This is a genomic window from Streptosporangium sp. NPDC004631 (genome assembly GCF_053601935.1).
This window is the reverse complement of record NZ_JBSGCR010000035.1, coordinates 19352-43819: the sequence shown is the minus strand read 5'-3', so window position 1 is coordinate 43819 and position 24468 is coordinate 19352. Positions and strand designations below refer to the sequence as shown.

General features: G+C 68.3%; 38 protein-coding genes. 18 read left to right on the top strand and 20 right to left on the bottom strand.

What is annotated here, in order from left to right:
* Positions 1–3: 3 nt before the first annotated feature.
* The 11 genes from ACWEF2_RS27115 to ACWEF2_RS27065 form a co-directional block, all read right to left on the bottom strand.
* The gene (locus ACWEF2_RS27115; protein WP_453819159.1) at positions 4–1623 is read right to left on the bottom strand and encodes a hypothetical protein; all 1620 of its coding nucleotides are present in this window, start codon (positions 1621–1623) and stop codon (positions 4–6) included.
* Positions 1620–1769 (bottom strand): hypothetical protein, encoded by a 150-nt coding sequence (locus tag ACWEF2_RS27110; protein WP_453819158.1) that lies wholly within the window; start codon positions 1767–1769, stop codon positions 1620–1622. Before ACWEF2_RS27110 ends, ACWEF2_RS27115 begins: the two co-directional genes overlap by 4 nt.
* Positions 1766–3121, bottom strand: coding sequence for a hypothetical protein (locus tag ACWEF2_RS27105; protein WP_453819196.1), 1356 nt, complete (start codon positions 3119–3121; stop codon positions 1766–1768). Before ACWEF2_RS27105 ends, ACWEF2_RS27110 begins: the two co-directional genes overlap by 4 nt.
* Complete coding sequence (locus ACWEF2_RS27100; protein ID WP_453819157.1) at positions 3121–3579, bottom strand: Pycsar system effector family protein; 459 nt, start codon at positions 3577–3579, stop codon at positions 3121–3123. Before ACWEF2_RS27100 ends, ACWEF2_RS27105 begins: the two co-directional genes overlap by 1 nt.
* 95 nt (positions 3580–3674) lie before the next feature.
* Positions 3675–3824, bottom strand: a complete 150-nt coding sequence (locus tag ACWEF2_RS27095) for a hypothetical protein (protein ID WP_453819156.1) — start codon at positions 3822–3824, stop codon at positions 3675–3677.
* A gap of 96 nt (positions 3825–3920) precedes the next feature.
* The gene (locus ACWEF2_RS27090; RefSeq protein WP_453819155.1) at positions 3921–4097 is read right to left on the bottom strand and encodes a hypothetical protein; all 177 of its coding nucleotides are present in this window, start codon (positions 4095–4097) and stop codon (positions 3921–3923) included.
* Positions 4094–4315 (bottom strand): hypothetical protein, encoded by a 222-nt coding sequence (locus ACWEF2_RS27085; RefSeq protein ID WP_453819154.1) that lies wholly within the window; start codon positions 4313–4315, stop codon positions 4094–4096. Before ACWEF2_RS27085 ends, ACWEF2_RS27090 begins: the two co-directional genes overlap by 4 nt.
* A 94-nt stretch (positions 4316–4409) precedes the next feature.
* Entirely contained in the window at positions 4410–4592 is a 183-nt protein-coding gene (locus tag ACWEF2_RS27080) for a hypothetical protein (RefSeq protein ID WP_453819153.1), read from the bottom strand.
* A complete protein-coding gene (locus ACWEF2_RS27075; RefSeq protein ID WP_453819152.1) occupies positions 4589–5248 on the bottom strand; it encodes a hypothetical protein in 660 nt (219 codons plus the stop codon). The genes ACWEF2_RS27080 and ACWEF2_RS27075 overlap by 4 nt, the downstream gene beginning before the upstream one ends.
* The gene (locus ACWEF2_RS27070; protein WP_453819151.1) at positions 5245–5373 is read right to left on the bottom strand and encodes a hypothetical protein; all 129 of its coding nucleotides are present in this window, start codon (positions 5371–5373) and stop codon (positions 5245–5247) included. Before ACWEF2_RS27070 ends, ACWEF2_RS27075 begins: the two co-directional genes overlap by 4 nt.
* 78 nt (positions 5374–5451) lie before the next feature.
* Positions 5452–5859 carry a helix-turn-helix domain-containing protein gene (locus tag ACWEF2_RS27065; protein WP_453819150.1) on the bottom strand — a complete coding sequence of 136 codons (408 nt, stop codon included), beginning with the start codon at positions 5857–5859 and terminating at the stop codon, positions 5452–5454.
* A 199-nt stretch (positions 5860–6058) separates the two neighbouring features.
* Here ACWEF2_RS27065 and ACWEF2_RS27060 point away from each other — a divergent pair, with 199 nt between their 5' ends.
* The 7 genes from ACWEF2_RS27060 to ACWEF2_RS27030 all read left to right on the top strand — a co-directional run bounded on the left by ACWEF2_RS27060 (position 6059) and on the right by ACWEF2_RS27030 (position 10674).
* Positions 6059–6817, top strand: coding sequence for a GntR family transcriptional regulator (locus ACWEF2_RS27060; protein WP_453819149.1), 759 nt, complete (start codon positions 6059–6061; stop codon positions 6815–6817).
* 347 nt (positions 6818–7164) lie between these two features.
* Complete coding sequence (locus tag ACWEF2_RS27055; protein ID WP_453819148.1) at positions 7165–8424, top strand: hypothetical protein; 1260 nt, start codon at positions 7165–7167, stop codon at positions 8422–8424.
* Between the two features lie 30 nt (positions 8425–8454).
* Positions 8455–8664, top strand: coding sequence for a hypothetical protein (locus ACWEF2_RS27050; protein WP_453819147.1), 210 nt, complete (start codon positions 8455–8457; stop codon positions 8662–8664).
* A 45-nt stretch (positions 8665–8709) separates the two neighbouring features.
* Positions 8710–9330 (top strand): hypothetical protein, encoded by a 621-nt coding sequence (locus tag ACWEF2_RS27045; RefSeq protein WP_453819146.1) that lies wholly within the window; start codon positions 8710–8712, stop codon positions 9328–9330.
* A 7-nt stretch (positions 9331–9337) separates the two neighbouring features.
* A complete protein-coding gene (locus ACWEF2_RS27040) occupies positions 9338–9553 on the top strand; it encodes a hypothetical protein (protein ID WP_453819145.1) in 216 nt (71 codons plus the stop codon).
* A gap of 322 nt (positions 9554–9875) precedes the next feature.
* The gene (locus ACWEF2_RS27035; protein ID WP_453819144.1) at positions 9876–10268 is read left to right on the top strand and encodes a DUF7718 family protein; all 393 of its coding nucleotides are present in this window, start codon (positions 9876–9878) and stop codon (positions 10266–10268) included.
* Positions 10258–10674, top strand: coding sequence for a hypothetical protein (locus tag ACWEF2_RS27030; RefSeq protein WP_453819143.1), 417 nt, complete (start codon positions 10258–10260; stop codon positions 10672–10674). The genes ACWEF2_RS27035 and ACWEF2_RS27030 overlap by 11 nt, the downstream gene beginning before the upstream one ends.
* Positions 10675–10977: 303 nt before the next feature.
* On the opposite strand, the gene ACWEF2_RS27025 is transcribed toward ACWEF2_RS27030, so the two are convergent.
* The 3 genes from ACWEF2_RS27025 to ACWEF2_RS27015 all read right to left on the bottom strand — a co-directional run bounded on the left by ACWEF2_RS27025 (position 10978) and on the right by ACWEF2_RS27015 (position 12127).
* Positions 10978–11175: a hypothetical protein gene (locus tag ACWEF2_RS27025; RefSeq protein WP_453819142.1), complete on the bottom strand. Its 198-nt coding sequence runs from the start codon at positions 11173–11175 to the stop codon at positions 10978–10980.
* Positions 11172–11393: a hypothetical protein gene (locus ACWEF2_RS27020; protein WP_453819141.1), complete on the bottom strand. Its 222-nt coding sequence runs from the start codon at positions 11391–11393 to the stop codon at positions 11172–11174. The genes ACWEF2_RS27025 and ACWEF2_RS27020 overlap by 4 nt, the downstream gene beginning before the upstream one ends.
* A 353-nt stretch (positions 11394–11746) precedes the next feature.
* Positions 11747–12127 (bottom strand): hypothetical protein, encoded by a 381-nt coding sequence (locus tag ACWEF2_RS27015; RefSeq protein ID WP_453819140.1) that lies wholly within the window; start codon positions 12125–12127, stop codon positions 11747–11749.
* Between the two features lie 93 nt (positions 12128–12220).
* On the opposite strand from ACWEF2_RS27015, the gene ACWEF2_RS27010 reads away from it, so the two are divergent.
* The gene (locus ACWEF2_RS27010) at positions 12221–12982 is read left to right on the top strand and encodes a GntR family transcriptional regulator (RefSeq protein ID WP_453819139.1); all 762 of its coding nucleotides are present in this window, start codon (positions 12221–12223) and stop codon (positions 12980–12982) included.
* 62 nt (positions 12983–13044) lie between these two features.
* Here ACWEF2_RS27010 and ACWEF2_RS27005 read toward each other — a convergent pair whose 3' ends face one another.
* Complete coding sequence (locus ACWEF2_RS27005; RefSeq protein ID WP_453819138.1) at positions 13045–13452, bottom strand: hypothetical protein; 408 nt, start codon at positions 13450–13452, stop codon at positions 13045–13047.
* Positions 13453–13682: 230 nt separating this feature from the next.
* Between ACWEF2_RS27005 and ACWEF2_RS27000 the strand changes: the two genes are divergently transcribed.
* From ACWEF2_RS27000 to ACWEF2_RS26990, 3 genes are all read left to right on the top strand, one after another.
* Complete coding sequence (locus ACWEF2_RS27000) at positions 13683–14090, top strand: GntR family transcriptional regulator (protein WP_453819137.1); 408 nt, start codon at positions 13683–13685, stop codon at positions 14088–14090.
* Positions 14091–14746: 656 nt separating this feature from the next.
* Positions 14747–14941, top strand: a complete 195-nt coding sequence (locus ACWEF2_RS26995) for a hypothetical protein (RefSeq protein WP_453819136.1) — start codon at positions 14747–14749, stop codon at positions 14939–14941.
* A gap of 1 nt (position 14942) precedes the next feature.
* On the top strand, positions 14943–15356 hold the full coding sequence (locus ACWEF2_RS26990) for a type II toxin-antitoxin system VapC family toxin (RefSeq protein WP_350945992.1): 414 nt from the start codon (positions 14943–14945) through the stop codon (positions 15354–15356).
* A 223-nt stretch (positions 15357–15579) separates the two neighbouring features.
* Here the strand turns inward: ACWEF2_RS26990 and ACWEF2_RS26985 are convergent, their stop codons facing one another.
* The 3 genes from ACWEF2_RS26985 to ACWEF2_RS26975 all read right to left on the bottom strand — a co-directional run bounded on the left by ACWEF2_RS26985 (position 15580) and on the right by ACWEF2_RS26975 (position 17003).
* On the bottom strand, positions 15580–16020 hold the full coding sequence (locus ACWEF2_RS26985) for a site-specific integrase (protein WP_453819135.1): 441 nt from the start codon (positions 16018–16020) through the stop codon (positions 15580–15582).
* 69 nt (positions 16021–16089) lie between these two features.
* Positions 16090–16545, bottom strand: coding sequence for a hypothetical protein (locus ACWEF2_RS26980; protein ID WP_453819134.1), 456 nt, complete (start codon positions 16543–16545; stop codon positions 16090–16092).
* Complete coding sequence (locus ACWEF2_RS26975) at positions 16542–17003, bottom strand: hypothetical protein (RefSeq protein WP_453819133.1); 462 nt, start codon at positions 17001–17003, stop codon at positions 16542–16544. Before ACWEF2_RS26975 ends, ACWEF2_RS26980 begins: the two co-directional genes overlap by 4 nt.
* Positions 17004–17169: 166 nt before the next feature.
* Between ACWEF2_RS26975 and ACWEF2_RS26970 the strand changes: the two genes are divergently transcribed.
* The 7 genes from ACWEF2_RS26970 to ACWEF2_RS26940 all read left to right on the top strand — a co-directional run bounded on the left by ACWEF2_RS26970 (position 17170) and on the right by ACWEF2_RS26940 (position 21717).
* Positions 17170–17331 (top strand): hypothetical protein, encoded by a 162-nt coding sequence (locus ACWEF2_RS26970; protein WP_453819132.1) that lies wholly within the window; start codon positions 17170–17172, stop codon positions 17329–17331.
* 520 nt (positions 17332–17851) lie between these two features.
* Complete coding sequence (locus tag ACWEF2_RS26965) at positions 17852–18175, top strand: hypothetical protein (protein WP_453819131.1); 324 nt, start codon at positions 17852–17854, stop codon at positions 18173–18175.
* Positions 18176–18249: 74 nt separating this feature from the next.
* Positions 18250–18648 carry a type II toxin-antitoxin system RelE/ParE family toxin gene (locus tag ACWEF2_RS26960; protein ID WP_453819130.1) on the top strand — a complete coding sequence of 133 codons (399 nt, stop codon included), beginning with the start codon at positions 18250–18252 and terminating at the stop codon, positions 18646–18648.
* Positions 18648–18956, top strand: a complete 309-nt coding sequence (locus tag ACWEF2_RS26955; protein ID WP_453819129.1) for a helix-turn-helix domain-containing protein — start codon at positions 18648–18650, stop codon at positions 18954–18956. Before ACWEF2_RS26960 ends, ACWEF2_RS26955 begins: the two co-directional genes overlap by 1 nt.
* A 500-nt stretch (positions 18957–19456) precedes the next feature.
* Positions 19457–19948: a DUF2975 domain-containing protein gene (locus ACWEF2_RS26950; protein WP_453819128.1), complete on the top strand. Its 492-nt coding sequence runs from the start codon at positions 19457–19459 to the stop codon at positions 19946–19948.
* On the top strand, positions 19948–20169 hold the full coding sequence (locus tag ACWEF2_RS26945) for a helix-turn-helix domain-containing protein (protein ID WP_046086987.1): 222 nt from the start codon (positions 19948–19950) through the stop codon (positions 20167–20169). Before ACWEF2_RS26950 ends, ACWEF2_RS26945 begins: the two co-directional genes overlap by 1 nt.
* Before the next feature lie 624 nt (positions 20170–20793).
* Positions 20794–21717: an ATP-binding cassette domain-containing protein gene (locus tag ACWEF2_RS26940; protein WP_453819127.1), complete on the top strand. Its 924-nt coding sequence runs from the start codon at positions 20794–20796 to the stop codon at positions 21715–21717.
* A gap of 1361 nt (positions 21718–23078) precedes the next feature.
* Here the strand turns inward: ACWEF2_RS26940 and ACWEF2_RS26935 are convergent.
* Both ACWEF2_RS26935 and ACWEF2_RS26930 read right to left on the bottom strand, forming a co-directional pair.
* Positions 23079–23801 carry a GbsR/MarR family transcriptional regulator gene (locus tag ACWEF2_RS26935; protein ID WP_453819126.1) on the bottom strand — a complete coding sequence of 241 codons (723 nt, stop codon included), beginning with the start codon at positions 23799–23801 and terminating at the stop codon, positions 23079–23081.
* Between the two features lie 266 nt (positions 23802–24067).
* Positions 24068–24391 carry a hypothetical protein gene (locus ACWEF2_RS26930; protein WP_453819125.1) on the bottom strand — a complete coding sequence of 108 codons (324 nt, stop codon included), beginning with the start codon at positions 24389–24391 and terminating at the stop codon, positions 24068–24070.
* Between the last annotated feature and the right edge of the window lie 77 nt (positions 24392–24468).

Below are 24468 nucleotides of genomic sequence, written 5' to 3'. Positions count from 1 at the left end.
TGGTCAGACGTTCCAGAAGTGTTCGCCGGTGCGGGGTGCCTCCCGCCGTTTGATGTCGTCGGCGTGGATTTTGCGGAACGCGGCGGCGATCTGCTGGGCCATGGCGGAGGAGACGGCGATGGAGGAGTAGAACTCGCCGAGCATCTGGACGACGCGGTGGTTGACGGGGTAGGCCGCTTCAAGGTTGGTGGTGTAGACGGCGACTGCTCGGGCGACGTTTTCGGGGACTTGGTGGAGTTGGTCGAGGTCGCGGCTGACGTCCCACATGTCCATGGGCAGGTAGCGGGAGACGGAGCCGATCATGTCGGCGCTGGCGATGATCAGGGGGGATCCGTGGGACATGGGGTGGTGTCTCCTTGTGGGGGTTCGAGGTGGCTGGGTGCTGGTGGCGGCGGGTGCCGGGGTTCCGGTGTCGGTGGCGGTGGGTTGAGTGGCGGCCGGACCGGTAGCGGTGGCGGTCGGTGTGGCGGTGCTGGTGTCGGTGGCGCTGCGGGTGGCGCGGTGGCGTCGTAGTGGTCTGCTCAGCCAGACGCCGAGGGCGGCCAGGGTGGCGGTGGTTTCGGCGTCCCATCGCCGGTAGCGGTGGCGCAGGGCGGTGGTGGCGGCGCGTCGGCCACCGTGGAGGGCGGCGGCCCAGGCGGTGCTGATGCGCTGCCCGGTGCGCCGGTTGATCCAGGCGCCGGCGCGGCGTAGGTGGGGTGCTGCCCGGCGGGCCGCGGCCTTGGCTCGGCGGACGGTTGCTCGTCCGGCGCGGCCGGCGGCGTGGCCGGTGGCGGCGTCCAGCCGCCGGGACGCCTGCCGGGCTTGGGCGATGCGGGGGGCGGCGTGTTTGCGTATGGTGCGGCCTGCCCGGGTGGCGGCGCGGGCTGGTGCTGTGGCGTAGTGGCGGGCGGTGTTGAGGGCGCGGCGGGTGGCGGTGGCGGGGTGGCGCCGGTGGCGTGCGCTGCGGGTGGCGCTACGGCGGGTTCGGGTGGCGGTGGCGCCACCTCGGCCGCTACCGCTACCGGTGCCGGGGAACTTCAGGCGGCGCTTGGTGGCGCCGCTACCGGTGGCGCCACCTCGGCCGCCACCCCTGAATGGCGTTCCGGTGCCGCTCCGTCGACCACCGCCACCGCTACTGCTGCGGGTGGCGGTGCGGGTGCCGGGGGTCGCCCGGCTGGTCCGGCCGGTGGAGAAGGTGGCGCCACGCCCCGACCGCGCCGTGCCGGCGAAGGGGCTCTTCCCGCCACCGCCACTGCCGGAGCGCCGCTCCCCGCCGCCCCGGTTCTTGCGGGGGTGGGCTTTGCGCCACCTCCAGTAGCCGTAGCCGCCCGCTCCCGCCACTGCGACACCGCCACCCGCCACCAGGCCGAGCACGCCGACCGTGTTGTACAGGCCGATGCCGCCGAGGGTGGCGGTGGCGGCGACACCGACGAGGAGCTGCCCGGCCGGGGTGCCGGTGGCGGTGTCGGTGCTGCTGGTGTCGGTGTCGGGGGCCGGTGTCGCGGAGCGCGGGGAGGCCGGTGTCGGTGTCGCCTCGTCCGCTACCGGTGGCGCCACCTCGACGTCCTCCTGGCGTCCGGTGTCGACGGCCTGCCAGCGGTCGGTGTCGGGCTCGCCGATCGACGCGCCGGGCGCGCTCAAGACCGCACCTCCAGACAGATGGAGAAGGCGCCGTCGGCGTTCTTGTGCAGGTAGACGACGGTGGCGTGGCTGTACGCTCCGCGGATGAGCAGGAGCTCGTCGGCGAGCTGGGCGGATGTTCCGGTGCGGTAGATGAACTCGCTCACGACTCGCCGCCCGCGTGGTGTCCGTTGACGGGGCCGGTGATGGGGGCGAGCGGCTGCTGGGTGTCGGTCAGCCAGAGTTTCTTCATGCGGCGGCCGTAGGAGGGGGCGCAGCCGGCCAGCCGGGCGAGTTCGGCGCCGCTCGGGTCGCGTCCTTCCTCGATGGCGCGCTGCCAGTGGCGCCACATGGTGTCGGTGGCGGATGCGGTGGCGGTGAGGGTGTCGTCGCCGGTGTCGGTGTCGGGTGTCGTGTCGGCCTGGGTGGCGGTGGCGTTCTGGGCCGGGTGTCGGGCCGGTGGCGGCGCTACCGGTGGCGCAGTGTCGGTGCCGGTGTCGGTGGTGGCGCTACCGCTACCCGTGTTGGTGGCGGTCGGCTCGGCGGGCGTCACCGCTACCGGTGTCGGTGCTGGTGTCGTGTCGGTGGCGGTGTCCGCCACTTCCCGGGTGGCGCCACCTTCGAGCGCCACCTGTCGGGTGGTGGTGACGGCCGGGTGGTCGAGATCGGCCCACGGGGCGGAGGCGGTCTCCAGTACGGCCGACAGGCTGTCGCCGCCACCGAAAGCGGTCAGCAGGTCCAGCAGAGCCGCTTGCTTCGTCTTGTCGCGGGCGAGACTGGTGTGCGCCACCGCCAGGTCGATGGCGCGGTCGCGGCGGGTGACTGCGGCCCGGATCCGGCGGTCGGAGGCGCCTGTCTGGCGGAGTTGGTAGACCTTCTTGGCGGCCCGCGCCACCCGGGTCAGGCGGCGGTGGGCGTCGACCTCGTCGGCGGTGCGGTCGCGGGCTTCGGCCAGGCCGAGCCGCACCAGGATGCGTTCGGGGGTGAGGCGCCAGTTGATGCCGGACAGGCCGGACACGCGGCGCCGCTCCACCGCCATGCCGCGCTCCCACAGCCAGGCGGCGACCAGCGGGGCCGCGAGCCGGAACACGGCTTCGGGGAGGGAGGCGGCTTCCATCGCGGACAGCACCGCCGACAGGCTGGTGAGTGCCCAGACGGCGATGCCGTCGATGCCGGCGGAGTACTTCTCCTTCATGGAGCGCTTGGCTCGGACGGCGCTGGTGATGACCGCGACCTCGATGAACGCGAATCCGGCGGCTTGGAGTGCCCAGTGGAGGTGCAGGGTGCGGTCGATGAACTGCCACATTCCTTGGGCGGAGACGCCGGTGGCGATGCTGGCCGCGATGACGGTGAGGACGTCCTCAGCGGGGCGGGGGGCGATGTAGCAGCGGAAGAAGCGGTTTGTGGCGCGGGTGAGGGTGCGGAGTCCTCGCAGGGCGAAGATGGTGGCGATGAGCGCGGAGACGGCTGCCGCTGTTTGCCAGGCGAGGGGCGGGATGAGGCCGAGGGTGTCGGTCATCACGACGCCCCGATGATTGCGAGGGCGACGGCGAGAATCACTCCGGTGGCGAGTGCGGCCTTCAGGAGGCGGACGCCGCGGCGGACGAGCCGGTACTTGGCGTCGGTCAGGCGGGACAGGTGAACGTACTCGGCGTGCTGGTCCCGTTCGGCGTCGGCCTGCGTCCGGGCCGCCAACTCAGCGGGCGTGGTGTAAGCGTGGGCGGCCCACCCGGTTCCGGTGCCGGGCTTGGGGAGCTGGGGGTTGATGGCGTTGAGGAGAGCCCAGGTGGCGCCGGCCAGGAACGCCGCAACCGCTCCGAGGCCGATGAGGGCGGTGGCGGGGAGGGGGTTGATGAGGGCGGCGGCGGCGAGGACGGCGCTCACCGCGGCCCAGGCGAGGGTGAGGAGCAGACCGGCTTTGGTGTCGGTGCGGGCGAGTTCGCCGCGGACGGCTGTCAGGTCGGGGTGGATGTCCACTGCGGTCCTGTTCGCTGGTTGCGGGTTGGGGGTGGTGGAGCGTCTGCTCCGGGCACCCGCCCGGCCTGGTGGCCGGGCGAGCACCCGCAACGGCGCTACTTTTTGGGCTTCGCCTGGTGGCCCATCTCGTTCAGCGTCTTGACTCGTGTCACGAGCGCGGCGACCTGCTCAGCCGCGCTCTTTCCGGCATAGATGTCGCACTTACGGCAGCCGCCGCAGTTCGGGCCGCAGGACGGTTCACCCATGGGTTCTCCTTCGATCTGGCACTTGCGCGCCTCCTCGGAGCGTCTGCTCCGGGCACCCGCCCGACCGAGGGGCCGGGCGAGCACCCGCACAGTGCGCTACGGGGTGTGCGGGGAGGGGGTGCGGGTGAGGGTGGTGTGGCAGGTGCCGCACACCCGGGTGGTGTGGGGGTGCGCGTGGGGGAGGCGGATGGTCACGGTGGTGGTGGCCGGCGCCGTGCAGTAGGCCTCGGTGGGGCAGCACTCACAGCCGACCCGTCTGCACTGGGTGGTCATGGTGATCTCCTCTGGGTGGTGGTGAGGGCGTTGGGCTCAGCGGAGAAGAACACGATGTTGGCGCCCTGCATCTCCGGGCCGGCCTGGTCGATCGCCCAGGACAGCAGGCCCTCGCGGGTCGAGCCGGGGCCAGCGGTGACGGTCCGGATGGTCGTGCTCTGGCGCATCCCGTTCCCGAGGGACTTGGCCAGGGTGAGGATGATGAGGTACTCCATCACGATTCCTCCTCGGCGGCGGTGGGGGTGGTGTCGGCCATGGTGGTGGCGAGGGCGTTGAGCCAGGCGAGGTGCGCGGGAAGCGGTTCGGGGGAGGTCATGGGGTTCTCCGGGTGACGGCTTGCCAGGCGGGATGGTGGGCGGTGGCGACGTAGTCGCGGAGGTCCGGGAGGGTGGAGGTGCGCAGGGCGGCGAGCATGTGCTTGTCGTCGCCAGTGCAGTGGAGGCACTTTGCGGCGTGGGTGAGGAGCTGTTCGCGGTCCATCCCGTCGACGTTCATTCCGCCGCCTCGGGCAGGTCCGTCAGAGGGGTGTAGTCGGCGAGGTAGCCCCGGTTGGCTTCCTCGACGGTGCACCGGCCGTCGGCGAGCGCCCAGAGCGCGGCCTGGATGTCCTCGTCGGCGGTGTGCCGGCTGTTGAGCAGCCAGTCGATGGCCTTGTTCCACTGGGCGGTGGCGGGGTCGGCCGGGGGGTGGCCTTCGAAGGCTTTGCCGAGGAATCCGAGGACGGCGAAGGTTTCGGTGAGGGCCCGCTGCTGGGCGGCGGTGTCCGTCGGCATCCGGTAGCCGTGCCGGGTGAGGAGCGCGGTGACGTCCGCCATCAGGGTGGGGGTGAGGCGGTCGCCGTCGTCGGCCGGGGCGGGCGGCGGCTGCTCCTGGCGGAGGTGGATGGGGGTGACCGTGTACTCGGTGCGGAATTCGTCGCCGAGGACGACGTACAGCTCGTGCGTCAGCTCGGTGTCGTCGGTGGGGTGCCAGACGAACTCGGCGCCGGTCTCCAGGTTGGCGCGCTCCGCTGTCTCGCAGAGCTGCCGGGCTTCCTGCTCGGTGGCGCGGGTGGCGTGTGGTTCGCAGTAGGCGGAGACCAGCCACATGGTGGTCTCGGTGGCGCCGTGGGGGAGGGTGATGGTGAGCGGTTCGCGCTCGACGCCGGTCATCGGGTGTCGCCGGTCGTGGGGCGGCAGGTGCCGCAGTTGGCGACGGTGGTGTCGTGGCGGCAGGTGGAGCCGAGGGCCTCGATGTGGAGGCCGCTGGGCTGGGGGTGGGCGTTACTCTTGGGCATGGGTTTCCTTCCTGTTACAGCAGGTTGGTGATCAAGGGCTCGTCCGGTGGTTGCACACCGGGCGGGCCCGTTTTTGCGTTAAAGAGTCGGGATGGTCTGGCGGCGGGCGATCTCTTTTCGGATCGCGTCCAGGTAAGTGACCTCCTGGGGGAGCGCGTCCCCGCGCTTCACGTGGTGTTCGGCCAGGTCGCGTTCGACGGCCAGGAGGCATTCCGGCAGCCGGGGGAGCATCGCCAGATCGCTGGCGAGAATCCGGCCTGCCGTCTTGGGCGGCGTCTGGCGCTTGGCTTTGCCGACGTGGACCTTGGTCTCAACCTCGACCTTCAGCAGTTCCTCGACAGTTGCCGCGCGCACCCGATACCGGCCGCCCGGGGTGCGGGTAGCGGGAAGGCGACCGCTCTTGATCCACTGCGCGACCGTCTTGATGTCCACGTCGTAGATGTCGGCGACCTCCTGCGGGCGCATCAGGCGCTCGAAGTCGCTCACGTAGTACCTCCAAACCGGACATTGAGCTTGTGGGATACACTTAAGGTTGTTTACCCTAGGGTAATCGCCCTAGGGTGCTTGTTAAGACAGTGCACCGCCCTAGGGTGATTTGTCAAGGCGTATCGTCGAAGCTGCCCTAGGCTGGTCTCCCTAGGGTGGACACGTAGGCTGGAAGCACGCGCTGCGGCAAGGAGGGCTGATGTCTCACCGTGAGCCGTCGATCGGCCAGCGGATCGCCGAAGACCTGAGAACAGCCATCCAGTCAGGCGAACTCGCCCCCGGGCAGACACTCGACTCCGAGCGGAAGCTGGTCGAGAAATACGGCACCAGCAAGGCCACCGTGCGCAAGGTCATCGAGACCCTCAAAGCGGAAGGACTACTGGTAAGCGAGCCCGGAAGCGGCAACCGGGTCCGGAGAATTAAGAGACTGGACCGCCTCGGCTCCAAGCGGCATTTGCGCTCACAACGCCCGGCCGGCACCAGCCCCCTCGAAGCCGAGGCGGCCGAGCAGGGGTTCCATCGCGAGCTGATCCTGGCGGAGGTCACAACGGCCGTTGCTCCACCGGACGTCACCGACCTGCTGGGGGTTGCCCCGGAAACGCTGGTCGTCGTGCGCCGCCACCTCATTACCCTCGATGGCCGCCCCGCCGTGACCGCTGACTCCTACATTCCCGCCCGCCTGGTGGAAGGGAGCCGTATCGCGCGCCACGAGAAGGTCCCCGGAGGCGTACACGCCGCACTTGCTGAGATCCTCGGAGCCCCTCTCACGGATGCCGTGGAGGCGCTCATAGCTCGAATGCCCACCCCGGCCGAGACGGAGACGCTTCGCCTTCCCCCGGGCACGCCCGTGGTGGAGCTGATCCGTACCCTCCACGCGGGGGAGCAGCCCGTCGAAGTGACGGTGTGGCTGTTCGACGCGAGTCGGCATCGATTCATCTACGACGTGCCAGTGGACTAGCGTCCCGCCGAGGTGGCCCGGACGGTGGTGACGGCGTTTGTGTGGTGGAGCGGAACGGCTAATGCGCAGGTCGGGGAGGCAGGGCGCAGTGTGGAGGGCCGAATCGCCGGTTGTGGCCCGTTCCCGAGGGTGCGAGCGTGCTGTACTTTGTGGTCGTTGATCGCCGCCAGCGTGCGGCCGGAGCCTCCGAGGGCTCTCTAACCGAATAACGAAGCGGGCGGGCCCGGTGCTACCAACACCAAACCCGCCCTTGATCCGCCCCTGTTGTAGTCAGGAGAGGACCCGATGGGCACGATATCGTCGTGCGCGCGTATGCGCATGCTCACGCACCCAGGTGGTGGCGCCTGATGGCTGCCACGCCCCCCGCCGCCGGAGGCGCTCCGGGCAGAAAGGCCCCGACCCCCGCGCAGCGATACGCCGACGCCGTGTGGGACGCCGACCCCGACGACCTGGCACAGGCCGAGCTGGCCATGGCGCTGTGCTACGCCAACCACTCCCACCGGGCGCCGCACGACCGGGCCTGGGTGACGAACGAGCGGCTCATGCAGCAGTGCAAGATCCGGTCCACGAGCACGGTCACGAGGGTGCGGGACTCTCTCGTCGCGAAGGGGTGGCTCGTCGCGCTGCACCCGCAGACCGGGGTTCCTCTGTCCGAGGCGGAGCGGCGGGCTTTCCAGAAGAAGCGCAAGACCATTCCCTACCGTCTCACCGTCCCCGCTTCTTCGACCATCGAAGTAGAGGAAGCCCCCTCGGCTACTTCGACCATCGAAGCCACTACTTCGATCATCGATCCTCACTACTTCGATGATCGACAGCTACCCTCTTATGACCCTCTTAAGAACCCTCCTTCTCTCGGCGAGCCCGATCGGCAGACCGCTCCCGCCGTCGTCTCGACGGTCGAGGAGAGAGAAGATCACCAAGGAGAAGACCAAACCCCAACCTCGCCTCCGAAGGTGCCTGGCGTCTCGGCCGACCTCGCCGAGCGGGTCATGGCTCAGACCACGGCGACCGCCGCCGAGTTCGTCCGCGTCATGGAGGACGCGCGCCGCGACGGCATCCGCACTCCCGGCCCGTGGCTGCGTAGCGAAGCCGGGGCCGAGAATTTTCTCGAGCGCCTGGCTGCCCTCCGCGCCGCCCCGTCCGCCACACGGTCCGGGCCGCCCGGTGTCGGCGACTACCGGCAGGCGATCCGCGCCGCCTGCGAGGAGCACGGCACGCCTGGTGGGTCCGCCCGGTGCGCCCTGTGCCGAAGGCAGGCGCAGGTTCAGCCGCGCCGAGACCAGGCGCCGCCCGCAGGTGAAGAGCACCCCACCGAGCCGCCGACGTCTGGGGAACGTGACACCGCCGTCGCCAGGCTCCGCGCCCAGCTGGCCGACAAACGGCCCCCGCGGGCCACAACCCCGGCCCGCTTCATCCCGGCCGCCGCCGAGACTCCGCCTGCCGTCACCGCTGCCCGCACCTACCTCAACCAGTGCGGCGACGGCCTCCACTGGATGAGCGTCGCCCGCAAGAAGCTCGGCGGCTCCACCGCCGACCGCGACGAGGTCACGGTGCTCGCCGCGACCCTGGCGCACGAACACCACGACCGGATACCCGCCGCCCGCTAACCTGCCCACCAACACCCCGAGGAGACCCCCGTGACCACCGAGACGGCCAGAATCGACGACGCGATCCAGGAGACGCTGGACGCCATCGCCGACGAGGACGAGTACGCCCCCGCCAGAGCCTCCCTGACCGCCGCTCTCAACGCCCTGCGCGACGGCACGACGGCCGAGGCGCACGCGCATCTCGGCCGGGCGCTGCGACAGATCAACGAGACGTGCCCCGTCCCGTCCCCGGAGAACTGACCGCCCGCGTCCGACCAGACGAGCACCCTTTTCGAGGAGACTCTCGTGAGAGCCGCAGAGATCCAGCCCGGCGTCGTCTACGCCTACCGCATCGGTCCCGGCCGCCTGCGCCCAGTCGTGTTCCTCACCCGCGCCGACCGCGATCATCTGTACTGGACCGCCGACCGGTTCCGGCAGCCGGACACCCCGGCGTTCCGGAAGGCGCCCGCCGGCGCGACGCCCCACCGCGGGACCAGGATCAGCGGAACGTGCGGCTACCCGGTAGTCGTCGGGTACGGCGTCGAGACCGGTGAAACGACCGTCGAGGCGCTCACCGAGACCACCCTCGCCGACTTCGAGGCGGCCACCACCGGCGGCGTCGTGGATGGTGTCGCCTTCGAGCTGGTCGTCAGCCTGGGCCGGGTCGTTGGCCCGTGGCAGGAGGCGGCCGCTGCTGAAGACGCCGCCCGCCGGGAGCAGGACGCCGCCGCAGCACGGGAGCGGCAGGCCCGGCAGGCAGCCCAGCGCCGCGCCGCCGATCTGGTCGAGGCGCTCGCGGCTCTCGGGGTGACGGCGAGCGCCGACAACCCCTGGAAGCCGACGGGCGTGGTGATCGGCCTGGAGCAGGCCGACAAGCTGCTCACACTTCTCGGCCAGCTCGACGCGCTCCCAGGGAGGCCACGGTGACCGCCCGATGAGCACCTTCCTGGCCGCGTTCCTCGGCGCCCTCGCCGCGATCGGCGTCAGCGCCGCCGTCGCGACGCTGGCCATGACGATCTCGGACGGCATCATGTCCTGCCCCGCACCGAGCCCCACGGGCCTGCCGTGCTCCAAATCGCGTTCATCCTTTTCCCAGATCCGGGAAAAAGGACAACTCGGGAGTAGTGGCCATATCTGCAATCGCCCCTAGTGTTGGGGTGAAATATCCGCATGATGGCCATTGAAGAGTTTTGAAGAACATACCTCTCAAAACCGGCCTCCGCTCGCATTCATAAAGTCACCGATGGCCATCAATCAGTCCACTATGTGGAACGATCTCCAGTAGGCTCCCTTCCGTAGGGGAGTTCCGTAAACCGGTGTGGTCATTCGACACCACGGAACCCGCACCGGCCACCGACCTGCCCCTGGGATGATGGCCGGCACCCTTCGCCCCCAGTCGGAAACGATCACGTACGGGCAGGTCACCCTTGGGTAAACTCCCCGAGAACTCCCGCCGGGAACGCTTGGCGGACATGAGCATCCAGCCACCCCCCGAACCCGGCTACATTCCCCCCGGCCTCGACGTGGCAACCGAGAACGTGACGCCGATTGACCTGGGCATGGACGACCAGCTGGTCATCCGGCAGCGGTACTACCGTGGCAAGACAGTCGACTTCGCGATCATGCAGAAGATCCGGATCGGGCAAAAATGGATCGATGTCGCCCGAATCGACTGCTGCCACAGCACGATCCACCGCCACCAGTTCAACCGACAGGGGGTTGATGTTTACGACCGTCGTGTCATCATCAACATTCCAGCAGAAGAAGCCGGATGGGACATCGTGCATGCTGGGTATGACGATGCGTATACGGCGATGCTGGCAGAGTGGGATCAGAACCTTGAGAGGTGGCGAAATGGTGGCTGACCGTCCACAGCGTCTCCAGGCCGCCTCCGCCCTGGCCGCGTTTCTCAACACCCCGGCCTGGCAGGAGGCGTTAACAAGAGGCGACTACCGCTCCGACCAGCAGATCATCTTGGCGCTGGAGACAGACAAGTTCGCCGAGGTCCGCTGCCGGATCGAGCGATACGAACCGCCCGTTCACGTCGCGGTGTACTGCCCATCAGCCCCCATGGAGTCGGGGCGGCTGCACTTCCTCGTGCTGGAGCCCGCCTCCCCCGAGTTCGACCCCGACGAGGACATCGTCGACGTGGACCCAGAGTCAACGATCGGCATGTTTTGTACCTACATGGACAAGCAGGAGCGAAGTGTCCAAGTCCGGTTCACCCGGTGGCAGCCGCACCTGGTGGTTCGCGAGCTGACCAGCGTCTGACCCAGAAGTGCCCCCGCGCATGCGGGGTTGAGAGCCCCGGCTTCGGCCGGGGCTTTCGCGTGACGGAGAATCTGTGGCTCACCACCATTTCCGGGACTTCCCGGAAAAGGTGTTTGTGCAGGTCGCCCAGGTTACCGGCCTGCGTAACCCGGGCGACTGGGCCGTTCGCGTTTCGGGGCGCCCTTCGGTCCTCGCTGCGGTCCCTTGTTTGCGCAGGCTAGCCGGGATTTAAGGCGGCCCTTCAGTCCCCGGCGCGGGCAGAGGCGGGTCTGGCAGGGGCCGGGGGCGGGCCCTGCCAGACGATCAAAGGACGGAGCGGCCTGGAGCTGCGACGCTGGCCCGGTAGTGCAGGGTCAGCGGCCCGTGCAAGCGCTCAACCTCCTCCACCGGGGCGCACGCCCCACCCGCACCGGTGAGGTGCAGGCCGAGGTGCGGGATGCCGTGGACGAACCACAGGCAACCGCGGTGGTCGGTGACGAGGTCGCCGGGCTGGATGTTCACGCGTTCTCCTCTCGCTGGTCGATGCGGCGAATCAGCCGGGCCACGGTGTAGGCCCGCACGGTGGCGGCCCCGCGGCGGTGGTTCGCCTGCCTCATGGCCCACCACGGGCCGGGCGGGTACCTCCACACAACCCAGTCGGGGTAGGTCTGCTCCAGGCGCCTGACGATGTCCCCGTCAGACAGGCCGGCGAGGTCGGTGAGCAGCTGCTCGACGGTCATGGGCGTTTGCTCCGGAGGCTCCGCTGTCTCCCCCCTCATCATTCGGATACAGCGGAGCCTCCGGCCCGGACCGGCCTGGTAACGCAGACCGGCCCGGGGGTCTCAGGGCCAGTGCACGCCGTTCGGAGACCTGCTGCATAGGCCGTTGCCTGCGCGGCCGATCCAGTTCACATCCCACGCAGTCCCCTGGCGGGTGATGCTCTCCTCGCAGGAGCCGCACTTGTGGGTGGCCGGCCCCGCCGGTGCTGGCGGCAGGGTACGGCCCGGATTCCAGATGCCCGCGATCAGGGCGTGGAGCCCCCACCCCTGCGCGCCGTGGGCCGCGCCCCAATCAGACGGCCGCTCGGCCCCGCTCACCCGGCCGCCCGGTGCGCTCGCAGGACGACCCACACCCGGTGTCCGCGCCTCGGCCCCTGGTCGACGCCGTCGGAGCCGTACAGGTCGGCGAGACCCGACACCCGTGCCTGAATCTGCGGGACGGGGGCGGCGTCGGCGACGGGGGTGTTCGGGTCGCGGACCTCGAAGCGGAGTTCGGCCTCGTCCGCGATGGTGGTGAGGCCGATGTTGCCGTCCGGGCCGGTCCTGGTGAGGGCGTCGGCGATCAGCAGCCCGACGATCGTCTCGGCGTCGGCGACGCGGCCCGGCTGATGTTCGGTGGCCACGGTTCGGGCGTGGTGTGCGGCTGCGTGGATGCTGCCCGGCAGCGGGGGATAGTCCTGGACGAAGGTGGGCACGAGTCACCGCCAAGAAGGGGGAAGCTGGCCATCCAGCTCTTCATTCGTATGGCCAGCTTGTGAGCTGGATAGCCAGCCTGTCAAGCTGGTCGCGTGGACCAGCCGCTGTTCCTGCAGATCGCCGCGGACATACGCAGCCGAATCGTCACGGGAGAACTCCCGCCGGGAACCCGCCTGCCCTCACGCCACGACCTCGCCGCCCACTGGGGCGTAGCCGAAGGAGTGGTTCGCGAGGCGATCCGCCAGCTCGCCGTCGAAGGACTGGTCGTCACCAAAAGCGGCTCCGGTGTCCGCGTCAGGCAGGTCCCCGAGGTTCGGCGGATCGTCCGCTCCTGGCACCGCGAACGGGCCGCCGGCTCGCCGTTCGCCGCGGGCATGCAGCAGCAGGGCCGCCGCGGCAGCTGGAAGTATGAGTCCGCCACCGAACAGGCCACACCCGGAGTGCGGGCCCGCCTGGCACTGGACGACCCCGACGGCGACCAGGTCGACGTCATGCACACGAGGTACGTGTTCTCCGCCGATGACCAGCCGTGGATGCTGTCCGATTCTTACGAGCCCCTGGCGCTGACCAAGGGGACGATCATCGCGCTGCCCGAGGACGGGCCACTCGCAGGCTGCGGCGTCACGCACCGCATGGCGGAGATCGGCGTCGTCGTCGACGACTGGGTGGAGGACGTCACCGCGCGGCCGGCTCTTCCCGAGGAGGCGAAAGCGCTGGGCGTCGCGGTCGGCAGCATTGTGCTGACGATCGAGCGGACCTACCTCGCCGACGGCCGGCCCGTCGAGGTCGCCGACATCGTCGTGCCCGCGGAGACGTCCCGGCTCGGCTACTCCGGCCCGGTCGGAGAAAGCTGACACCGGCGCCCCGAGACGAGCTGGTGGCGTTCGGCCGTCCTGGCGTGCACCGGCCGATCCGGTCAATCCCCCACGGTCAGCTGAAGCGACACGGCCAGCTGCTCAGCGGTGTACTGCAGGCGCCCTCGATGACTCACCTCGATGCCGTAGAACCGGTGCCCGGCTGGCGCGTCCGGTAACGAGAACGGGAAGACGCAGCGAGCTCCGTCGAGTGTTCCGCCCTCCAGGTGGCCGAGGGCGATGGTCTTGTTCGCCTCGTCGGTGATGACGACCTGGGCGCCCTCCTTGATGTCGGAGTAGCCGCCTCCGGTTACACATTCCTGGCTGAAGCCGCCGCTCAAGCTGCGGGGGACACGGAGGGCGCCGCCGACGGTGATGGGTGCCGGGCTGGGGGCGGCGGGTTCGCTGTTTGAGCATCCGGTCAGTCCGGCGAGTGTGACGGCGAGGGCAGGGAGGGCGATTCTCCGCACAGCGACTCCTGGTGATGATGTTGGGGCGCAGAGTAGACGCCGGTGGCGGGGACGGGGTTGTCCGGCGGATTGAAAACGCTGGGCGGGAGAGGCTCGCCCGGCCGCGGCCCGGGACGAGGTGGTGCCCGGCGCCGAGCTGGCGCGCACCTAGCACGCTGACCGGGATGACAAATCTGTTGGGCTAGGCCCACAGGCTCCTGTGGGGACAGGTCGCCCTAGGGTCCATGATCGTGACCATCGACCCGTCGAGCTACGAGCCGGCATATCGGCAGCTCGCCCGGCTGCTCAAGGCCGCAATCGAAGCCGGCGAGTACGCGCCAGGGCGGCGACTCCCCAGCGAGGAGCGCCTCGGGCAGATTTACGGCCTCGGACGCAACACCGTGCGGGATGCTTTACGGGCACTCAAGCACGAGGGCGTCGTGCGAACGGTCACGGGCGCCGGCTCCTACGTCCGAGGCAAGGGCGAGGTCACCATGGTGGAAGTCTCCAGCGGTGCAGTCATCACCACTCGGATGCCGAGCGAGGAAGAACGGCGTGTGCTCGGCATTGACGAGGGGGTGGCTGTATTCGTTGTTGAGCGGCCGGACCGGGAGCCCGAGGTGTTGCCCGGTGACACGACCACTCTGATCGTCGGTTGAGGCCCTCGGCCTGAGGGCTTCAACCGAAAGGGGGTAGGTCGCGTCTACTCCCGGTAGAGGCAGGGGCCCCGGTAATTCCTGTACCGGGGCCCCGCTCTCCACTGCGCCGCACGGCCGGCAGTTCACCCGGGGGAGGGGGCGCTTGACCGTGCGGTTGCCTGCCTCGCCTATACCCGCGACCGGCTCCGAAAATCGGAGCGTACATGAGCAAATCCCGGGTGTCACTGTCCTTTTTTGCCATTGCTGCCCGCTTGTCCTGGTCGGCGGGGGTGTCCATGAAGATCGCTTAGACAGAACTCGCTTTTACTGTTTCCGCTCTTTCCCCAGGTGGGACGATGCAGGTGGCTACGTCGCTCACAGCGCAGCGCCTTACAAGCGAGATGTCACTGGTTCGAACCCAGTAGTGCCCACCAAAATGGCTCTGACCTGCGTTAATAGGCCAGAGCCTTTCGTGGTTTTGGGTGGGTGTCGGGACTGCGGTGCTTGGTGATCGCTCGCCAGATCAGCGAGTTACGTTGATTGGAGCCAGCGTCCTCCCTTCGATGGGACTGCTTCTGGCACGCATGACCAGATCTGGTCACCCCTTCTGATCATGCTTTGGGAGGATGACCTGATGCACGGAAAGTAGGCGACCTACACTCGTAGGTATGAGCGTCATGCGTGAGGAACTGCATCACCTGGTAGATCAGCTGCCGGAGGCGGAGCTGCGCCCGGCCCTGGAGCTCATCCGCGGTCGTCTGAGTGAGCATGAGTCGGGTGAGCGCGATCTTCCGTTCTTCGCGTCGTTCGAAGCTGCCTCCGATCTCGCTGAGCGGCACGAAGAGATTCTCCGCTCGGAGTGGGGCCGCTGACGTGCTCCTGTGCGACACGGGTGTTCTTCTCGCCGCAGGTAACGTGAAGGACCAACATCACCGAGCGTGTCTGAAGCTTCTCCGGCAGGCCGAAGGGCCACTGCTTGTTCCGTCGCCGGTGATGGGCGAGGTGGGCTATCTGCTCGACTCTCGTGTGGGTCCGCAGGCTGAGGTGACGTTCCTCAAGTCGTTCGGCGACAACGGCTTTCATGTGGCCGAATTGGAGGATGAGGACCTGCCGCGCATGGCGCAGCTCGTCGAGACCTACCTCGATCTGCCGCTGGGGCTCGTTGACTCGGCAGTGATCACCATCGCCGAACGCCTCGGGCTGAAGGAGATCGCCACGGTGGATCATCGACATTTCAGGGTCGTCCGACCTCGCCACATATCGGCGTTCAGGCTGCTGCCTGATTGATCCGAGGTGCCGCACCTGAGTGACCAACTGGGTGACAACGACCCCGGACAGGGGCGGACAACGGTGGACGGCCGTGGACCGTACGCCCAGGTCAGGGTCGGTATCGTCCCTGGTCGCGCTTCTGCCTCGATCGCCTTACAAGCGAGATGTCACTGGTTCGAACCCAGTAGTGCCCACCAGCCAGAACGCCCCGTTCCTGATCTTCAGAACGGGGCGTGAGTGACTAACTCTTGAAGATCTCGTCCATCGCCTCCGCGCCCTGCATGAGCACGGGGCGGATCTGCTTGCGGTAGACGGTCTCGGTGACCGCCGTGTTCTGGTGGCCGACCAGGCGGGAGATGTCCTCGATGGGGACGCCCGAGTCTGACAGCAGCGAGACGAAGCTGTGCCGCATCTCGCGGGGAGTCCAGTCGGTGCCCCGGAGCCCCGCCCTCTCGATGATCTTCCGCATGTCCCTGCGGACGTTGCCCGCGCTCATGGGGGTTCCCTTCGAGGTGGAGAAGACGAGCCCCTCCGTGTCGGCGAGCTTCCCGCCCGCCTTCTCCTGCTCCTCCCGGAGCGTCCGCAGCGCCTCGACGCACCGCCGGGGGAGCTTGAGGGAACGACGCGACCGGACATCCCCACGTGCGTGGGGAGCACTCTTGCTGACCTGCGCTCTAGCCACCCGCCGCCGCTGATGACACTCCAGCGCGCGCCAGCTCGGCCGCGAGGACGATCACCTCACCCCGCCCGATCAGGATTTCTGGTTGCTCGTAGAGGCTGCTTGGTAGTCCTGAATGTCCACTGGGCCGGTTTTTCCGATGTCGTGGAGGCGCTTGATGTCTTCAAGGAAGACGTCGAAGAAGTGGAGCAGACCGACTATGAGGCTGAGGGGACGGGGCCCATCGGCGTCCGCCTCGGCGCAGAGCGCGACAAGAGTTTCAGCGTCTTTTTCCCACCAAGCGCGGGCAAGGAGGGCGCCTCGCCGGAAGTTTTCTTCGTCTTGCTGGCGGTTCTTCTCGTGTTCGTCGGTGACGCCGGAGAAAGCGTGGCCGTCGGCTGTCGTGAAGCTAGCGGCAGGTACGAGGGATCCTGTGGTCGGGTGGATGATCATCGGTGATCCGTCGTGTTCGGTCCAGCCGACGATGGGGTGGCGCTCCCGCGAGGGGTGGTAGTAGGCGTTCCAGCCTGTGGTGGCGGCTCTGATCACAGTGGGCTCCCTGAGGCAATGGTCGCCGTTCGGCGGAGAGCAGCGGCGAGGATCACAACCTCGCCGCGGTGGACGTCTTCGTCGAGTTTGTCGTAAGCGGCGGTCATCCACTGGTCGAAATCGCCACCTTGCAGAAGTTCGGCCCGGGCGGCTTCGGCGGCGGGGTCCAGTGGCGGTGGCGGCGCGGAGGGAGCGGGCCGTATAGCTGCGCGCTGATTGACCCCGACCTGGGAACGGGCGTAGGCGATGGCTTTCTGCCGGTCCGTCAGTTCTTCGTCTCGTGGCGCAGGTACGGCGGCCGAGGCACGGTGCTGGGCGAACACGGTGGCAGCGGGTGGCGTGGTCGCGCGCCGACCCTGGACGCGGGTGAGGTACACACCGAGGTCGGCAGGCTTCATCTGCGGGATGTATGAGTCAGGAGCTCGAACGTTCCATTCCTGAGTGATCAAAGTGATCATCTCTCTCCTCTCATCCGGAATCGCGTCGGTGGCGTCCGTGATCGCCTGCTCGGCCGGGGAGAGAGGGATTGTTCAAAGGCTTTATTTCCCCCGCATCCATGCGGGGGGTGGAGGGGGCATCCATGCGGGGGGTCGCATCCGTTCCACCCCTGCATGGATACGGGGGGTGGGGCCGTCCGAGGTCTTCCCGGTCGGGTTCTTTGATCTCCTGAGCGGCTTCGGCCCCTTCACGCTCAACGGCAGGTCGTACATCCACCGGCCGCTTTTCCTTCGGCAGGTGCTCAGCGCGTCGCTGGTCGCCCAGCAGGAGCAGCCCCAGGGCGCGTAGGCGCTTGATGTCGCACGCTCTACCTGGTCGACCGACTTGCCGGTCTTCTCCGCGATCGTGGGAACCGACTGGTAGGAGCCACGGCCGCGCTCGTCGCAGCACGCGGCGATCACGGTGAGGGTGAAGGCCAAGTGAGCGGGGACAGGCGCGTCGTGGATCACCCAGGCTACGGCGCGGGCGCTGACCCATTCCTGAGTCATCGGGCACCCTCGCAAAGGTGCGTGAATATGCGCGTACGCGCGCACGACGATATCGTGCCCATCGGGTCCTCTCCTGGTATCACAGGGGATGGATCAAGGGCCTGTTCCGGTGTTGACGCACCGGGCAGGCCCGACTTATTTGGTTAGACGGCCCCCGAGGGGGTCAGCCGCGCGCTGGTGGCGATCAACGACGGCAGAGTACGGCACGATCACGGCCTCTAGGCACGGCCGGTGTTCACCGGCCCAGCCCCGCATGGCCAGATTCGGATGTCTTTCGGGAAGTCCGGGGCAATCGGACAGTAGGCGTTCACGATGACGTGGTGACCACACCAACCGATCCCGACCTCCGGCATCTAGCGGACCTCCTCGACCGTTTACCAGGTCCTGACGACCGTGAATTCTGGGCACTGGTAGATGGCAAGGGCCACGGCCCGACCGCAGACGACCATGTCGATTACGTGCTGAGGAAGCTCGTCGGCGGCTTGCTGGTACTTCGCTCCCCTGAACCCCACCCAAATCACGTCGTCAACCTGGTCGACTACCTCATGATGTTCTTCGGCGGAGATCACCTCGGCTTGTATCCGCTCATCAACCGCTACTTGGCCCCCATCCCCCTGCCGCCAGAGATACTCGGCCGCTACTGAGCTGACGACGCAGGCGTGCCGATGCATGTCCTGCGGAAGACCGCTGGACACGGATCGCTGATCACAACGCAGCGATGCCTATCCCCAAGTGGTCTCCAGCTCCGCGCGGTCTAAGCGCCTATCCAGCAGTCCTGCGCGTGACCAGGTGTGAGGTTGCCGGACATGAGGGCGTTGACACGAGCCTCGCCGGGGGGAGGCTCACTGGCCTCCTGGCGGAAAAAGGGGCCGAGCTTGGCGGTCCGTGGTCGGATCATCTGGAAGGGCCGGTCTGGGAACTGCGTGTCCGACTGTGTGATGTTGCAGCTCGGGTGACGTACTGGTGTGCTCCGGGTAGGACGATCGTGTTGCTCACGGTTTTCCGTAAGACGAAGCAGCATGATCAGCGGCAGATCGACAGGGTGGTCCGCGCGCAGAAGATCTGTGAACGCGACCACCATGGGCCGGTGGCCGAGATCTATGAGAGGCAGGCGTGATGACTGGTTATCACACCTGCTGGGTGCGGCCTGAATCTCAGGCTGAGGATCCCGAACGGATCATGATTCGAGAGGCGCTGGCCTTCGGTAAGGCGCTGTATGACCGGCGTAGTGCGCTTGGGCTGACCGTGGCGGAGCTGGCGGATCGTGCGGGCATGACCGAGGATGAGATCGAGCGCATCGAGGAAGGCGGGACCGCGCCGACGCTCGCCTTACTGCGGCATATGGCTGCGGCGCTGAACGCCGACGTTCGTCTGACCTCTGGTCATGATCTGGGCTCCGTCTGGTCCGAGCCACATGCGGCCTGATCGACGGTCACCGGTCACCCGGCGCGCAGGAATCCCGGTCACTGCCGAGATGCTGTGGGGGTCACCAAAATCAGCGCTGACGGCAGGGCGTGCAGAAAGCGCGAGTCCTGGGTGACCGACTGAGTGACAACGACCACGGACGGGATGGGCAACGATGGACTGCCGTGGGCCGTACGCCCAGGTCAGGCTGGCATTGGTCCTGGTCGCGCCTGTGCTCGGATCGCCTTACAAGTGAGATGTCGCTGGTTCGAACCCAGTAGTGCCCACCAGTCGGAACACCCCGTCTTCCAGGGCTTCGGCGTAGTCGGATGGCGTCCGATTTGCGCTCAAGCAAGGCCGACTTCGACAAGATCAAGATGGTTCGCGCGAACGCCATGCCATGGGCGGGGACGACGGCGTCCCGCTACGGTGCGAAACCGCCGCCGGCCCTCTGCCTCAGCCCTTGCTTTACCTATCGAGATTCGATAGATTCTCATCGTAACTCGATGGAAGGGTGGGTCATGGGAAAGCTGGCAGTGCGTGCGCTTCGCGCCGTGCTCGTGGTGGTGCTCGCCTGCACCGTGTTCGTACAGGCATTGACGGTGTGGGCGTTGGTCAGCGGGAGTGACCCGGAGGACGGGTCGCTCCCGCTGACCCCGCTGCGCGTGATCGCGATCCTGGGCATGGTGTCGGCCCAGGTCGCCCTGGTCGGCGTATGGCGGCTGGTGACGATGGTCCGACGCAAAACCGTGTTCTCCCACGCCGCCTTCCGGTACGTGGACGCCGTGATCGGCGCGATCGTGGCGGCTGCCCTCCTGTGGTTCGCGGTCACGGCACTCAACGCGCCGGGCCAGCGGGACGACCCGGGTGTCACCGTCATCATGGGCGGGATTGGCCTGGCCATCCTGGGGGTCGCGCTCATCGTGCTCGTGCTGCGGATGCTGCTCGCCCAGGCCGTCGCGCGCGACGTCGAGGCGGCGCGGATGCAGGCCGAGCTGGACAAGGTGATCTGATGCCGATCGTCGTCGACATCGACGTGATGCTGGCCAGGCGGAAGATGTCCGTGGGCGACCTCGCGGACCGCGTAGGGATCACGCCCGCCAACCTGGCGGTACTCAAGAACGGCCGCGCCAAGGCGGTGCGCTTCGCGACGCTCGCCGCGCTCTGCGAGGTACTCAAGTGCCAGCCGGGCGACCTGCTGCGCTGGGAGGCCGAGGACGCCGCGGGCGGATGACCTGCCCCAGGGCGGGCGTGAAAACGCCTGGCACCACCGGCCCGACACGGCACGTCGACCCCGTGGGCGTGGGCGTGGATAGCCGATCACCCGCAGCGCCGTCCCGGTCTTGTTGGGGAGATTCCGGTTGACTCGCACCGCACCGTTTTGGTCGACGACCGCGACCTGTGAACGTGACCTCCCCACTGAAATCCCCCGTCCTTCCAGCGCGAAAGGGCGGGGGATCGTCGCTGAGCGGGCAGCCAGGGCTTCGCCGCAGTCGCTTTACACCCGATTCGCGATGACCCGTCAGGTCGACGGGGTTCTGGAAACGTGACACCTACGGGCTTCCAAGATCATGAATTTCTCGCCGCCCCGTGATTCGAGTGGAAGACCGTGCCTGCCGACGTATCATCGCCGATCCTGCCTGCCTTGGTTGCAGGATGAGGCGCGAGTTCCGCACCTCCGGCACCAGCAAGATCGCGGATAACGCGCGCGCGGCCATCCGAGGGTAGCCCGACCCGGACATGATCATGGCGAAACGCTCCAGGAACCACCGCTCGCCTGTCGTCATTCCTCACCCCCTGTGCTGCACATAATTCTGACACTTCATGAAGTTCGTGAAATTAGTGTAGCTTGAGATTCATGACGAACGCGATTTCCGTGTCCGGCCTGGTCAAGACGTTCGGCCGGACACGTGCGCTCGACGGTCTCGACCTAACCGTTGGCACCGGAGAGGTGCACGGCTTCCTGGGCCCGAACGGGGCTGGGAAGTCCACGACCATCAGAATCCTGCTCGGTCTGATGCGCGCGGACTCCGGCAAGGCGAGCCTCCTGGGTGGCGACCCCTGGGCCGACGCCACCGATCTGCACCGCCGGGTGGCCTACGTGCCCGGCGACGTGACGCTGTGGCCCAACCTGTCCGGCGGGGAGGTGATCGACCTGCTGGGACGGCTGCGCGGCGGGATCGACGTGCGGCGCAGGTCGAGCCTGCTCGAACGGTTCGAGCTCGACCCTCGTAAGAAGGGCCGCGCCTACTCCAAGGGCAACCGGCAGAAGGTCGCCCTGGTCGCGGCGCTCGCCTCGGACGTGGAGCTGCTCATCCTCGACGAGCCGACCTCCGGCCTGGACCCGCTGATGGAGGCGGTGTTCAGGGACAGCGTGGCCGAGGAGAAGGCGCGTGGCCGTACCGTGCTGCTGTCGAGCCACATCCTGTCCGAGGTCGAGGCCCTGTGTGACCGGGTGAGCATCATTCGCGGCGGCAGCGTCGTCGAGACCGGCACGCTGGTCGAACTCCGCCACCTCACCCGCACCTCGGTCACGGCGGATCTGGTCCACGAGCCGGACGGCCTCACCGGCCTGCCCGGCATCCACGACCTGCGCGTCGAGGGCAACCGGGTGAGCTGCCAGGTCGAGCCCGCACACCTCGACGAGTTGTTCGGCCGTCTGGCCGCAGTAGGTCTGCGCAACGTGACCGCCGCCCCTCCCACGCTTGAGGACCTCTTCATGCGCCACTACCGCACGGCGCAGCCGGGCAGGCGCGGGCGTCAGAACGAGGAGGCCCGATGAGCGCGCTGACCGGAGCGGGCACTCTCGCCCGTCTCATCGTCCGCCGCGACCGCCTGATCCTGCCCGCCTGGGGGTTGCCGGCCGCCGTCTACCCGACGAGCATCGCCACCAGCACCGCCGCGCTGTACCCGACCGCGGAGTCCCTGCGGTCGGTGGCCGAGGAGGCGATGGCCAATCCCTCGCAGCTGGCCACCCGCGGCCTCGTCTTCGACGCGAGCGTCGGTGGGCTGACCGCGTGGACCGTGGGCTCATCCGGCGCGATGCTGCTGGGCTTGGTGAGCATGCTGCTCGTCATCCGGCATACCCGCGTGGAGGAGGAGTCGGGCCGTCGCGAACTCCTCGGCGCCGCCGTGGTCGGCAGGCACGCGCCTCTGACCGCGGTGCTGGGCGTGGTGTTCACCGCCAACCTGCTGATCGCCGCCCTGATGTCGGCGCTGTTGATGAGTGGCGGGCTGCCCGCGGCCGGTTCGATGGCCCTCGGCCTCTCGCTGGCCGCCGCGGGGTGGACGTTCGCCGCGGTCGGCGCCGTGGTCGCGCAGATGACCGAGAGCGCCGCCGCCGCGAGAGGTCTCGGTGTGGCCGTCTTCATCGCCCTGTTCCTGATCCGCGCGGTCGGCGACGCGGGCGGGGCGGATTGGCTGTCATGGCTGTCGCCGCTGGGCTGGACGCTGCGCATGCGGCCCTTCACGGGGGAACGCTGGTGGGTGCTGGCGCTGCTGCTCGCCCTCGTCGCCCTGCTGGCCACCGCTGCCCACGTGCTGTCGGCCCGCCGCGACCTCGCCGCCGGCCTGCTGCCGCCACGGCTCGGACCCGCCACGGCGGCGCCCGGCCTGCGCAGCCCGCTGGCCCTGGCCTGGCGGCTGCAACGCGGCCAGGTCGTGGCGTGGTCCGCGGGCTTCGCCGTGGGCGGCCTCGCGCTCGGTGGAGCAGTCTCCGGCGGCCTGGAAGGCCAGATCGACGCTCCGCAGATCATGGACATGATCGCCAGGGTAGGAGGCGAGGACGCCAGGCCCGTCGACTTCTTCCTCAACTACCTGCTGTCCATGCTGGCCTGGATCGTCGCGGCGTACGGCATCGCGTCGGCGCTGCGGCTGCGATCGGAGGAGTCGGCCGGGCGCGCCGACCTCGTGCTCGTGACCCCGGTGAGCCGCGCCCGCTGGGCGCTCAGCCACCTGGTTGTCGCCGCCGCAGGTCCCGCTGTCGTCCTGGTCGCGCTCGGCACGGCCACCGGTCTCGGGTACGGCCTGAGCACCGGCGACCTGGGCGGGCTTCCGCGGGTGCTCGGGGGAGCCTTGGCCTACCTGCCCGCGGTGTGGGTGATGACCGGGATCGCGGCGGCCCTCGTCGGCCTGCTGCCCCGCCTAGCGATGGCCGGTTGGGGCGTCTGGATGACGTTCATCCTGCTCGACGTGTTCGGCATGCTCGGGCAGGTCGACGAGACGCTGCTGAACATCATCCCGTTCGTGCACGTGCCCTGGGTCGTGCTCGGGCAGATGTCGACGGCTCCATTGGTTGGGCTGGTCGCCGTCGCGGCAGCCCTGACCGCGCTCGGCGTCGTCGGGCTGCGCAGGCGCGACCTCGCGTGACCAGCCGTCCTTCGAGACCGTGTTCAGCTCCCGCCACTTGTGCATCAGCCTCGGAACCTCGCTGCGCAGGAAGGCGAAGAAACGCTGGATCTCCTCCAGCCGTGCGCCGGGCGGCGTATCAGGGCTGAACACCGCCAGCCCGTCGTGCGCGCCTTCCTCGAAGCGGCGGTACACCTCATCGCTCGACAGGGCCGCCTTGTACCAGGCGGCCTGGTCGACGCGGTAGTGGTCGCGGCGCTGACCCGGATCCCGCTCGCGAGTGATCATCCCGACACGCATCAGGTACTTCACAGCCCCGGAGATCGCTGGAGGCCCGACCCGTAGTTGTTCGGCGAGTTCGGCGGCGGTGCGCCTGCCCTCCTCGGAGATCAGGATCGCGGCGAACACGCGGGCCGCCATCCGGGGATAGCCGGAATCAGACATGATCATGGCGAAGCGCTCCAGGAACCGCGTGGCCGCGGTCTCCTGATCGCCGCCGGTGTCGAGTGTCTCGGCCATCCATACCTCTCCGCGTCGCCTCCACCTGGCCACACCGAGTTTACACAATCTCTATAGTTATGAAATTTCGTGAATTAAGAAAAAGAGTGCGTCGTGTCCGGAGAGCAGAGATGATCTGTGCACGTGATAACGGCCCCAACACCTACAGTGCCTGCGTCTGGACCATCGACCGCACCGTCGCGACGCTCGGGCGCGATCGGCCGCCGACCGAGATCGCGGACGAGGGGGTGGGGCAGGCGCTTGCCGTGTCGTACGGCGGGGGAGACTCAGCCGGTTCCCCCGCACAGGTTGGCATGGCCGGCGTTGTAACCGTCCACCCAGCCCCTTCTGTCCCAATCTGATCCGTTGTAGGAGAAGCTCTCCGCCTTGCCGCAGTCGTTTCCGGCGTCGGTGTAGCCCTTTCTGTAGGCGTCCCGATATGCCCTCGGCTTCTCGTCCGGAGTCTCGGTGGCCTTGCCCTGCGGGATGTTCACCGTCGCCGTCTGGGCGGAAACCGGAACGGCCGTGGATCGGGAGCCGTCGGCCGCTCCGAGTGCGAGGACTGCGAGAAGTGCCGGGCTGAGCAGCGACAGGCGTTGCCTGCGGTCCATGAGCGCCTCCTCTGATCAGGCGGCCGGCGGGAAACTCCGGAGGCCGCGGTCGATAAGGCCAGGATATGAAGTGAATT